General features: G+C 70.6%; 12 protein-coding genes. 3 read left to right on the top strand and 9 right to left on the bottom strand.

Annotated features, from left to right (window positions below; all coding sequences use genetic code 11):
• Nucleotides 1-27: 27 nt before the first annotated feature.
• Nucleotides 28-840 carry a site-2 protease family protein gene (locus ADK86_RS17220; protein ID WP_053697365.1) on the top strand — a complete coding sequence of 271 codons (813 nt, stop codon included), beginning with the start codon at nucleotides 28-30 and terminating at the stop codon, nucleotides 838-840.
• 37 nt (nucleotides 841-877) lie between these two features.
• On the opposite strand, the gene ADK86_RS17215 is transcribed toward ADK86_RS17220, so the two are convergent.
• Both ADK86_RS17215 and ADK86_RS45200 read right to left on the bottom strand, forming a co-directional pair.
• Nucleotides 878-2053 carry a methyltransferase domain-containing protein gene (locus ADK86_RS17215; RefSeq protein ID WP_234345903.1) on the bottom strand — a complete coding sequence of 392 codons (1176 nt, stop codon included), beginning with the start codon at nucleotides 2051-2053 and terminating at the stop codon, nucleotides 878-880.
• Nucleotides 2050-2178, bottom strand: a complete 129-nt coding sequence (locus tag ADK86_RS45200) for a hypothetical protein (protein WP_267888799.1) — start codon at nucleotides 2176-2178, stop codon at nucleotides 2050-2052. Before ADK86_RS45200 ends, ADK86_RS17215 begins: the two co-directional genes overlap by 4 nt.
• Before the next feature lie 460 nt (nucleotides 2179-2638).
• On the opposite strand from ADK86_RS45200, the gene ADK86_RS17210 reads away from it, so the two are divergent.
• Nucleotides 2639-3700, top strand: a complete 1062-nt coding sequence (locus tag ADK86_RS17210; RefSeq protein ID WP_234345902.1) for an XRE family transcriptional regulator — start codon at nucleotides 2639-2641, stop codon at nucleotides 3698-3700.
• Nucleotides 3701-3755: 55 nt separating this feature from the next.
• Here ADK86_RS17210 and ADK86_RS17205 read toward each other — a convergent pair whose 3' ends face one another.
• From ADK86_RS17205 to ADK86_RS17175, 7 genes are all read right to left on the bottom strand, one after another.
• Entirely contained in the window at nucleotides 3756-3965 is a 210-nt protein-coding gene (locus ADK86_RS17205) for a hypothetical protein (protein ID WP_053697363.1), read from the bottom strand.
• 151 nt (nucleotides 3966-4116) lie between these two features.
• Nucleotides 4117-4422: a hypothetical protein gene (locus ADK86_RS17200; RefSeq protein WP_053697362.1), complete on the bottom strand. Its 306-nt coding sequence runs from the start codon at nucleotides 4420-4422 to the stop codon at nucleotides 4117-4119.
• 115 nt (nucleotides 4423-4537) lie between these two features.
• Complete coding sequence (gene npdG, locus ADK86_RS17195) at nucleotides 4538-5287, bottom strand: NADPH-dependent F420 reductase (protein ID WP_053697361.1); 750 nt, start codon at nucleotides 5285-5287, stop codon at nucleotides 4538-4540.
• A gap of 13 nt (nucleotides 5288-5300) precedes the next feature.
• Nucleotides 5301-6221, bottom strand: coding sequence for a carbohydrate ABC transporter permease (locus ADK86_RS17190; RefSeq protein ID WP_078952084.1), 921 nt, complete (start codon nucleotides 6219-6221; stop codon nucleotides 5301-5303).
• A complete protein-coding gene (locus ADK86_RS17185; RefSeq protein ID WP_053697360.1) occupies nucleotides 6218-7201 on the bottom strand; it encodes a carbohydrate ABC transporter permease in 984 nt (327 codons plus the stop codon). The genes ADK86_RS17190 and ADK86_RS17185 overlap by 4 nt, the downstream gene beginning before the upstream one ends.
• Nucleotides 7198-8577, bottom strand: a complete 1380-nt coding sequence (locus ADK86_RS17180; RefSeq protein ID WP_053697359.1) for an ABC transporter substrate-binding protein — start codon at nucleotides 8575-8577, stop codon at nucleotides 7198-7200. The genes ADK86_RS17185 and ADK86_RS17180 overlap by 4 nt, the downstream gene beginning before the upstream one ends.
• Entirely contained in the window at nucleotides 8574-9719 is a 1146-nt protein-coding gene (locus ADK86_RS17175) for a sialidase family protein (protein ID WP_053697358.1), read from the bottom strand. Before ADK86_RS17175 ends, ADK86_RS17180 begins: the two co-directional genes overlap by 4 nt.
• 252 nt (nucleotides 9720-9971) lie before the next feature.
• On the opposite strand from ADK86_RS17175, the gene ADK86_RS17170 reads away from it, so the two are divergent.
• On the top strand, nucleotides 9972-11288 hold the full coding sequence (locus ADK86_RS17170) for an MFS transporter (RefSeq protein WP_053697357.1): 1317 nt from the start codon (nucleotides 9972-9974) through the stop codon (nucleotides 11286-11288).
• Nucleotides 11289-11379 lie beyond the last annotated feature (91 nt).

The following is an 11379-nucleotide window of genomic DNA, read 5'->3' as shown; positions in this document are numbered from 1 at the left end:
TCACAGCGAAACCGGGAGCACCACACGATGACCACAGCAGCACAGCGCGCCGACCGCCGCGTCAGCCCGGTCTTCCTCGCGCTCGTCGCCGTCATGGCGGTGTCGGGTTGGGCCGTCTGGACGGGACGCCTCGCGGCCAGCCCCGGCTTCGCCGTCTTCCTGTTCGTGGTCTCCGGGTGGATCGTCTCGCTGTGCCTGCACGAGTACGCCCACGCCCGTACGGCACTGCACAGCGGCGACATCTCCATCGGCGCCAAGGGCTATCTCACCCTCAACCCCCTCAAATACACCCATGCGCTCCTCAGCATCGTCCTCCCGGTGATCTTCGTGATCATGGGCGGCATCGGTCTGCCGGGCGGCGCGGTCTTCATCGAACGCGGCCGCATCAAGGGCCGCTGGCGGCACAGCCTGATCTCGGCGGCCGGCCCCCTGACGAACGTCCTCTTCGCCGCGGTCGTCTCGGCCCCCTTCTGGCTCGGCGCCATGGACGACGTCCCCCGCGACTTCCGCTACGCCCTCGCCTTCCTGGCCCTCCTCCAGGTAACCGCCGCCATCCTCAACTTCCTCCCGGTCCCCGGCCTCGACGGCTACGGCGTCCTCGAACCCTGGCTCTCCCACAACATCCGCCGCCAGGTCGAACCCTTCGCCCCGTTCGGTCTGATCGCCGTCTTCGGCCTGCTGTGGGTCCCGGAGATCAACCACATCTTCTTCGACGCGGTGGACGCGATTCTCCGCGGCCTGGGCATCGGGAACTGGGATACGTACTGGGGCCAGGAGCTGTTCCGTTTCTGGCAGGGGGAGCCGCAGATTCCGCAGGTGGGCGGGGCGGGTCTGTCGTAGCCGTACGGTCCACCGTCCCGCCCGTTGCCCCGAGCGGTCAGCCCACGATGGGCACCGGCTTGTCCGGCGAATCCAGCCACACCCGCTCGCCGCCACCGTCCACAGTCAGCCCGAACCGCTCGAATCCCGGCCTACCCCGCCCCTCCCACCAACGATGGGCAGCGACCACTTCATCCCACAGCCGCCGGGGACCGCTCTGATGAACCTCGAACTCGACACACCCCGGTACATAATCAACTGTCGCCCACGAGGTGACACCCGTATCCCGGAGCCACAACGTATAGGAACCGTCCTCGTACGATTCCATCCAAGGAAACGCATTCGGCACTTGCACTCCGACGGCGAACATGACCTCCCAGTCCCCCACCGCATCCGGGGAAAGAAAGGTCGTACTGCGCACCCCGTCCGCCGGCCAATCACGCCCGCCGAGATATTCCCGTACGTGTTTACGGACGGAACGCTGAGCACGCAGTCGCATAAATGCCGAGGACCCCACGAACCGGCCCGCCGCCGTCCCGTCCCCGGCGACGGAAAGCCGGACGACCGCCTCGCCGCCGTAAACCGGCCCCCAAGGGGCGACCACGACCCCGCCCGGCTTCGTCTGCGTCAGCCATGCCCGCGGCACACGGCCAATGGAACACGTGGCGATCACGCGATCGTACGGTCCGCCCTCGGCGTATCCCTCGCCCCCGTCCCCGACGACGGCCAGCGGCCCATACCCCGCTACTTCCAGGCGCCGCCGCGCATCCCGGGCGCTGCCTTCATCCACCTCCACGGTGACGACATTCTCCGCCCCGACCCGATGGGACAGCAGCGCCGCATTCCACCCGGTACCGGTGCCGATCTCCAGCACCCGGTGCCCCTTTTCCACGCTCAACGCGTCCAGCATCGAGAAAACCATCGTCGGCATCGAACTGGAACTGGACGGAATGCGCCCCTTTCCGGGCCCGGTGTACTCCCCGTCATCCCATTGCGTCGTAATCGGCGCGTCACGGTGAACAGCCGCCCACCACGCCTCGGGCTCCTCACCACGCATCACCCGACCGTCCTGCCGGTTCTCACCACCACGACCGGGCCAGATCACCTCGGGCACGAACCAATGACGCGGCACCGCCTCGTAGGACGGCAGCCAGTCACTCGTCAGCGCACCCTTCCCCATGAGCACAGCAGCGAGCCCTTCCGGACCCGCCGCCATTTCCTCGTGCACGGTCACCGGCCTTCCGCCGGGGCCTGGCCGTCGTTCGTGTTGCCGCCCTCGTCCGAGCCGCCACCCCCGTGCTTGTTGCCGCTGTCGCTGTCGTCCTGCGGATTCCCGCTCTCCATCAACCACCAAGCCACGACGTTCTCCCCTCGCCTGCGCCGCACCGGACCGTGCCCCATTCCCGCACCGCCAACGTCCCCCTGAACAACCTGGTGACGCGGATGCCGACGAATCTCATTGCTCGCTTCCACAGCCACAAAGAGATGCCCCGCGTCCCGCGCCGCCTCCCGCCGCGCGGCCTCCGCCGCGCAACGAGCGCAGCCGTCCCTCGGAACGGGGTTGATGTCTCCGGCGAACGGGTCCGGCAGGTGGACGGGGGGATCGAGGGTTCCTCGGTGTTGGTTCATGAGGCAACCCTGTCGCTGAAGCGCCACGCACAACAGCCGCCCCATGTCGGCCCCTTGTCGGCCCCGTGTCGGCCAGTATGGAGTCATGCCGGAAAACATCGGGGCTCGCATCCGTCACCTCCGGGGCGAGAAATCCCAGGCGTGGTTGGCACGTGAGGTCTGCAAGGCCGCCGGTGTCTGCGGCGATCCCGTGACGCGGAAAGAAGTCAGCAGGTGGGAGCTGGGGAAGCGGGTCCCCAGGGAGTGGCTGCCCTTCATCGCCGCGGCCTTGGACGTATCGGTGGAGCGGCTGCGCGAGGATGTGCACGAGCGCGTGCCGCTGCTGCGTCTGAACGAAACGCGCGGGGCCGAGTACGCGCAGGCGATCCGGGAGGCGTCCCAGCGGCTGATCTTCCTGGACAACGAGTTGACGGGAATGCCCATCGCCGAAGTGGCGGCACGCACCTTCAAAAGCGTGCACAAGCGGTTGGGTGACGGCGACTACGACAGCGCGTACGAGCGGGACATCAGGTCGGCGGCGAGTGAGCTGGCCGAGGTCGCCGGCTGGGTGCTCTTCGATGCCGAGCAGCACGACGCCGCGCGGCGCTTCAATCAGGAGGCGCTGTTGCTGGCGAAGCTGTCCGGCGACCGGTCGATGGAGTTGCTCATTCTGCAGAACATCGCGATGCATTCCGGCTGGCTCGGCCGCTACCGCGAGGAGCTGGCCGTGGCGCGTGCGGTCATCGAGCAGGACCGTCTGTCGCCCCGGGTCGAGGCGATCTTCCGCGTGCGGGAGGCGAAAGGACTCGCGGGCTGCGGTGCCCTCGCCGAGGCCGGTCGCTCATTCGACAGGGCACGGTCGCTGCTGGAGTGCGATGGCGAGCTCCAGGATCCGGCGTGGTCGTGGTGGATCATGGCGAACGAGATCGACGGGCACCATGGGCAGGCCATCCAGACCGCGGGCGACCCTGCGGGGGCCGTGCCCTTCCTCCAGCGCTCCGCGGAGCAGCGGGGCGGTCCCGCCGTCGGACATCGGGGCATGGCTGCGGCCCGGCTCCTGGACTGCCTGCTGCGCCTTCACGCCTGGCGGGACGCCGAGGAGCTGGTGGCCTCGATAATGCCCACCGTCGGCGAAACCGCGTCCGTACGCACCCGGCGGCTACTGGACGAAGCCGTACGAAACGGACTCACCGCGTCCGGGACTCCTCCCGGGCTCCGTGACGCCCTCAAGCATCTCGATGACGCCGTGCGCGCCGATCCGTTCGCACTCTGACGAGCACGCGACGGCCTCCGTCACACAGCCCCCCCCCGGGCGAAATGTCCGCGGCTCAGTGCGCGCCGGCAGCCGGGGCCGCCGCCCCCTCCTCCCCCTGGCGCTCCATCTTCGCCTTCCGCACATAGAACCACGCCATGTTGCTGCTGATCCCCGCCATCAAGATCCACACGATGCCGAGCCAGCTGCCCTGGGCGAACGAGACGACGGCCGCGGCGACGGCGAGGGCGCAGACGACGAGGGCGAAGACGGCGAGGCGGGGCATGGGGTCGGCTCCTGTGGGTGGGGTGTGGCGTTTTCTTCCAGTGTCCACCATGGCCGTGGGGCGGGGGGCGAGGGCCCCGGGCGGCCGGGGGCCGGGGGCCGGTCGGGCCCGGAGGGGGCGGCTTCGGGCCGCCCCCAGAGGGGCCCGTGGGTCAGTCGACCCGCTCGCCCATGACGTAGCGCCGCGCCTCACGCCGGGCCATATGGCGCGTCCTGCGGTTGCCGGAGCGTACGTACCCCTGCCACTCCTTCGTGCAGCCGCGCCGCTGGCAGCCGGCGCAGCAGGTGTGGCCGAACAGGAGCGCGCCGGGGTGCTCCCAGCGGCAGCGGGTGGCGGCGGCCTCCCGCGTCGGGTGGGGCGGGAGGTCGCAGGGGCCGTAGCGGTGGTCGTGGACCGGCCGGGGGCTGTGCTCCGCGTGGCGTACCCACAGTGGTTTCGTTTTGTCCGTGCGGGACATCGCGTTCCTTCCGGAACCCGCCGCCCGGGCTCCCGGACCTTCCGGGCGGGCGGCTAGGGCAACCACTGCATGGCGTCACCATTCCTTTTCGTGTGAGCGAGGAGGGGTCTGCGGACTATACGTCCGTGATGCGCAGGCCCGCATGCGCTTTGTAGCGCCGGTTGGTGGAGATCAGGTTGGCCACCAGGGATTCCACCTGGTGCGCGTTGCGCAGGCGGCCCGCGTAGATGCCGCGCATGCCGGGGATGCGGGCGGCCAGGGCCTGGACCCGGTCGGTGTCGGCGCGGGACTCGCCGAGGACCATCACGTCGGTGTCGATCTCCTCGACCTCCGGGTTCTGGAGGAGGACCGCGGAGAGGTGGTGGAAGGCGGCGGTGACACGGGAGTCGGGGAGCAGGGACGCGGCCTGTTCGGCGGCGCTGCCTTCCTCCGGCTTGAGCGCGTAGGCGCCCTTCTTGTCGAAGCCGAGCGGGTTGACGCAGTCGATGACGAGCTTGCCCGCGAGTTCCTCGCGGAGGGCCTGGAGGGTCTTGGCGTGGCCGTCCCACGGTACGGCGACGATCACCACGTCGCTGCGCCGCGCACACTCCGCGTTGTCCGCGCCCTCGACGCCGTGGCCCAGCTCGTCGGCGGCGGCCTGCGCCCGCTCCGCCGCGCGGGAGCCGATGATCACCTTCTGGCCGGCGCGGGCGAGCCGGTACGCCAGACCGCGGCCCTGGTCGCCGGTGCCGCCGAGGACGCCGACGACGAGGCCGGAGACGTCGGGGAGGTCCCAGGGGTCCTTCTTGAGCGCCTTCTTGGCCTCGGTCGCGACATTAACGGGCTGCGCGTCGTCGCCGGTCCGCGCATCGTCGGAAGTAGTCATGACAGCGATACTGTCACGCCTTCACGCTGCCCTCCGTGAGCCCCGTACGCCAGTACCGCTGGAGGACCGTCATCAGCACCATCAGCGGCAGTACGGACAGGAACGCGCCGCCCACCGTGTACTGGTACAGCTCCGGCTGCCGGTCCGCGTACCCGGTCCAGGAGGTCAGACCGAGCTGGATCGGATAGAGGTCGGAGTCGGAGAGCATGACCAGCGGCAGGAAATAGTTGTTCCAGATGTGGACGAACTGGAAGAGGAAGACGGTGACCAGGGCCGGGGTCATGAGGCGTAGGCCCAGCCCGGCGAAGATCCGGGCCTCGCCCGCGCCGTCGATGCGGGCCGCCTCCAGGAGCGAGTCGGGTACGGCGGCGGCCGCGTAGATCCGGCAGAGGTAGACGCCGAAGGGGCTCACGACGCTGGGGAGGAGCACCGCCCCGTACGTGTTGGCCAGGCCCGCGGAGCTGAAGAGGAAGTACAGGGGCAGGGCGAGGGCGGTGCCGGGGATGAGGACGCCGGCCAGGACGAGGTTGAAGACGGCCCCGCGGCCGGGGAAGGGGAATTTGGCGAGGCCGTACCCGGCCGCGGCGGAGAGCAGGGTGGCGGCGAGCGCGCCCACACCCGCGTACAGCAGGGAATTCGCGAACCAGCGGACGTAGACGCCGTGGTCGTAGGTGAGGACGTCGCGGAGGTATTCCAGAGGGCGCGGGTGGGCGAACCAGAAGCCGAAGGTGCCGAAGAGGTCGGCGCTGTTCTTGGTGGCGGAGACGATCAGCCAGTAGACGGGGGTCAGGAAGTAGATCGCGGCGAGGGTGAGGAGGGTGGCGGTGATGATGCGGTAGCGGAGGGGTGGACGGGCGGCCGTGCCGGATGGGTGGGGGGCGGCCCGGGGAGCCCGTACGGGTACGGGGGCCTCGTGGACGGTGCTACGGGTCATCGGCCGCTCCCCTCGTCCCGCTGCCCCACCAGCCGCAGGAACCCGAATGACAGCACGCAGGCGACCAGCGCCAGCAGTACCGCCTCGGCCGCCGCCACGTGCTGGTTGTTGCTCACGAACGCCTCGCTGTACGCGTGCAGGTTGGGGGTGAAGCCGGAGTCGATGGTGGCGGCGAGGGGCCGCAGCACCATCGGCTCGGCGAACAGCTGGAGGGTGCCGATGATGCTGAAGACGGTGGTCAGCACGAGCGCGGGCCGGATCAGCGGGATCTTGATGTGCCGGGCGATGTGCCAGGCGTTCGCGCCGTCGATGCGCGCCGCCTCGTACAGCTCGTCCGGTACGGCCTTGAGCTGGGAGATCAGTACGAGCATGTTGTAGCCGGTGAACTGCCACAGGACGATGTTGGCGATGGACCACAGGACGGTGTCTCGGGCGAGGAAGTCGACGTGCACGCCGAGCGATCCGGCAATCTCCACGAGCGGGCTGATGCCCGGTACGTACAGGAAGCCCCACAGGATGGAGGCGATGACGCCGGGGACGCCGTACGGCAGGAAGAACGCGCTGCGGAAGAACGTGACGCCGCGCGCGCTCGCGCTCTCCAGGAGGAGGGCGAGTACGGTCGCCAGGGCGATCATCAGCGGTATCTGGACAGCACCGAACAGCAGCACCCGGCCGAATCCGGTCAGGAAGCGGTCGTCGGCGAGCGCGTGCGCGTAGTTCGCGAAGCCCGCGAAGACCTCGCGCTCCTGGCCGCCGAGGCCGAGCGGGCCGGTGCGCTCGGTGCGGTGCAGGCTCTGGTGGACGGCGTAGACGATCGGGGCGATGAAGCAGAGGAGGAAGAGGGCCAGGAAGGGCAGGACGAAGCCGGCGGCGGCGCGGGCGTTGCGGGCTTCGGTACGGGTGAGGCGGGGGCGGCGGGTGTGCCGTGCGGGGCGGGCCGGACGGGCGGCCCTGGTACGTGTCCGGTTCGCTCCCCTCACCCGCCGCTCTCCACCTTCAGGCCCTTGCCCCGCAGGTCGGAGACGGTCTGCGCCTGCACGGTCCGCAGTACCGACCGGAACGAGCCGCCGTCGTCCAGCGCCTCCGTGAAGGCGTCGCCGAGCCGCTGGTACAGGGTGTCCACGCCGGGACCCCACTGCCAGCTGGTGTCGACGTGCGCGCCCGCGTCCGCGAAGACCTTGCTGTACGCCTGGCCGCCGAAGAAGTCGCGGTACACGTCGAGGTCGCTGGTGGCGTAGCCCTTCTTCGCGCTCGGGAAGCCGTAACCGCCCTCTATCAGCAGGGCGATGGACTGGGGGTCGGAGTTGAGCCAGAGGGCGAAGGCCAGCGCGTCCTTGGGGTAGGCCGCTTTCGCGAAGACGGCCGTGGTGGAGCCGCCCCAGTTGGCGTGCACGTTGGCGCCCTTCTGCCACTGGGGCAGCGGCGCGACACGCCACTTCCCCTTGGTGCCGGGCGCGTTGCCCGCCAGCAGCGCGTCGCCCCAGCTGGCGCCGATCCAAGCCGGGATGGCACCCGTCTGGATGTCCTTGTACCAGGCGTTCTGCCGGTCCGGGATGGTCTTGACCAGCTTGCGGCGGACCAGCGACTCCCAGTAGTCGGCGACCTTGCGGGTGGGCTCGTCGTCGATGTGCACGGTCCAGGTGTCGCCCTCGGCGGCGTACCATTTGGCGCCCGCCTGCCAGGACAGTCCGGCGAAGCGGTTGCCGTTCGTGGGTGCGAACGTCTCGATCCAGGCGCCCTGCTGCCGGACGGCCTTGGCGGCCTCCTCGTACTCGTCCCAGGTCTGCGGGATCTGGAGGCTCCACTTGTCGAACAGGTCCTGGCGCACGAAGAAGCCCATCGGGCCGGACGCCTGCGGAACGGCGTACACGCCCCGGCCGAACACCGACTGCTGCCACTGCCAGCCCACGAACCGGTCCTTGTAGCGGGCGGCGCCGAGGGCCGACAGGTCGAAGAGGGCGTTGTCGAGCAGGAAGCTGGGGATCACGGGGAACTCGATCTGGGCGAGGTCCGGCGGGTTCCCGGCTTTGACGGCGGCGTGCATCTTGGCGTACTGGCGGCCGTCGACGGCGGACACCTTCTCCACCTCGACCTGCACGTCCGGGTGTTCGCGGTTCCACAGGTCCACCGGTTTGTCGATGCCCGGCACCCACGACCAGAAGGACAACTGGATCTTCTGGCCCTTCTCGCGTTCCTTCGGCGCCGCGCCGCCGTCCCCGTCGCCGTCGCCGCAGCCCGCCAGCGTGAACCCGGCGGCGGCCGCGGCGGCCCCGCCGAGCAGGGCCCGGCGGCGGAGCCCGGGCGCCGGGCGGCCCCGGTCACGGTCCCGGCCGTCGTCGTACGTACCGGTGCTCATACCAGCTCCTCCACGGGGATGCGGCGGAAGGTGATCGTCGAATAGGCGCTGAAGTCGCCGGTCTCGTAGAGCAGTCCGACGGTCGCGCCGTCGATCCGTACGAGGTCGGAGTAGGCGGCCGGGAGCCCGTCGACGGTGTGTGCCACGTGCCAGGTCAGGCCGCGGTCCCGGCTCGCCCGTACGGTCATCAGCGCGCGGTCGGCCGGGTCGGCGGGGCCGGAGAAGAGCAGCACGTCGGGCGCGCCCAGGTGCAGCACGCTGCCCTCGACGACGGGCCCGGTCAGCCCGGCCTGCGGACGGAAGGGCTTGATCAGCTGCTCGCCGCCCGACTCGGGCGCGGAGTGGGCGTCGGCGCGGTTGCCGGGGGCCGGGGAGTCGTTGCGGGTGTTGAAGTAGAGGGAGCCGTCCGGGAGTTCCGCGGCGGTGGTCTCGTTGGCGTTGATGTAGTTGTTGGGCTTGCTGTCGGTGTAGCCGATGCGCCAGCTCTCGCCTTCGTCGTCGCTGAGCAGGACGTGGCCGCCGTTGTAGCGGCCCTCGGTGCCGTCGTCGCCGGTGTAGGTGGGGGCGGTGGAGTGGTTGGCGGGGACGACGAGGCGGCCGGCGTGCGGGCCGTTGCGGAGTTGCAGGGCGTGGCCGGGGGTGGTGGCGTACCAGCGCCAGTTGGAGCGCTTGACCTGCGCCGTGATCTCGCGCGCCGCGCTCCACGTGGCGCCGTCGTCGTCGCTGTGCTGCACCCATACGCGCCGCCCGTCGGCGGCGGACACCAGGCCGCGGCGGATGCGGTCCTCGGTGGCGGTGGCGGCGTTGCGTACGTGAAGGAGGACGATCCGGCCGCCGGCCAGCACCAGCGGGGCCGGGTTGCCCGCCGTGCCGGTGCCGTTGCGGGCGACGACCTGGAGCGGGCCCCAGGTGCGGCCGCCGTCGGCGGAGCGTTTGAGCACGAGGTCGATGTCGCCGTGGTCGGCGGAGCTGTGCACCCGGCCCTCGGCGAAGGCGAGCAGCGTGCCGGAGGCGGCGCCTTCGGGGGCCGTGCTGCCGGTGCCTTCGGCGGTCGCGGGGCGGGTGATCACCACGGCCGGGATGCGGAAGCTCGCGTAGCCCTCGGAACCGGCGCGGAACGGAAGGGAAGTCTCGTGCGCCATGGGTCCTCCCCAACGGCCGGACGTAGGACGTCCTCTGTCAGCGTGACCATAGGGAGCCCCCAACTGACCGTCAAGGCACGGCACACGTCTGGCGCGGCCGTCCACCCGACCGCTTCACCGGGGCGCAAACGGCACCTGAAAGACGCCCGGACGACGCCCGGATGACGTGCGGACGACGCCTGCCGGATGCCCGGCCGCACCCACCCGAAATTCCGTTGCCCCTCCCCCGCCCCCATCGCACGATGGTGCGTTATGACCGAAGCAGACCATCCCCCACGACGCCGCCGCGCCACCGCCCTGCTCCCCGACCTGGCGCCCTGGCGCTCGTCCGCCGACTTCCGCCGGATGTGGTGCGCGGGCGCGGTGACCGTGTTCGGGTCGTGGCTGACGCTGGTCGCGGTGCCGTTCCAGCTCAAGGAGCTGACCGGCTCGACGCTCGCGGTCGGCGCGGTGGGCGCGGTGGAGATCGTGCCGCTGATCGTCTTCGGTCTGTACGGCGGTGCGCTCGCGGACGCCATGGACCGCCGCAAGCTGATCCTGTGGACCGAGGTGGCCCTCGGCCTGTTGTCGGTGTTGCTGCTGCTCAACAGCCTGCTGCCACACCCGCTGATCTGGCCGCTGTACGTGATCGTGGCCGCGTCCAGCGCGCTGACCGGGCTCCAGCGTCCGGCCGTCGACGCGATCGTGCCGCGTATCGTCCCGCACGACCAGCTGCCCGCGGCGTCCGCGCTGAACGCCCTGCGCTGGCAGATCGGCGCCATCGCCGGGCCCGCCCTGGCCGGTGTGCTGATCGCGTACGCGGGGCTGCGCTGGGCGTACGCGATCGACACCGTCACGTTCGCGATATCCGCCGCCCTCGCGGCCGGCCTGGCGGCCTCACCCCCTTCGCACGACGCCGAGAAGCCGTCGCTGCGCGGTATCTGGGAGGGCGCGTGCTACGCCTGGAGCCGCAAGGAACTGCTCGGTACGTATGCCGTCGATCTGACCGCGATGCTCTTCGCCTTCCCGATGGCGATCTTCCCGTTCCTGGCGGACGACCTGGGAGCGCCATGGGCTCTGGGGCTGATGTACGCGGCGCTGCCCGCCGGGTCCTGTGTGGTCAGCCTGACCAGCGGCTGGACCTCACGGGTGCACCGGCACGGGCGGGCGGTGCTGTACGCGGCGGCGGCCTGGGGGCTGGCCATGACCGCCGCGGGCTGGGCGTCCGACGTCTGGCTGGTGCTGCTGAGCCTGGCCGTGGCCGGGGCCTGCGACATGGTCAGCGGGATCTTCCGGTCGGCCATGTGGAACCAGACCATCCCCGACGAGCTGCGCGGCCGGCTGGCGGGCATCGAGCTGCTGTCGTACTCGGTCGGGCCGCAGCTGGGCCAGGTCCGCTCGGGCGGCATGGCGGCCGTCACGTCGGTACGGACCTCGGTGTGGGCGGGCGGCGTGCTGTGCGTGGCCGGGGTGGTGGCGCTGGCCGCGGCGCTGCCGAAGCTGCTGGCCTATGACGCGCGGACCAACGAGCACGCGGTGCGGATGCGCGAGGCGCGTGGGGCACAGGCGGAGACGACGGCGGCGGCCTAGACGAGTAGTTCCGAATGCGGGGTTCGCAGACGCGGGGAGGGTGTCCAGCATCGGGGTTGTGACGACCCAGTTGGACACCCTCTTGACCGCA

Origin of the sequence: Streptomyces sp. NRRL F-5755, assembly GCF_001279365.1 — a bacterium.
Lineage (GTDB): Bacteria > Actinomycetota > Actinomycetes > Streptomycetales > Streptomycetaceae > Streptomyces > Streptomyces rimosus.
This window is presented reverse-complemented; position numbering and strand designations above follow the sequence as displayed.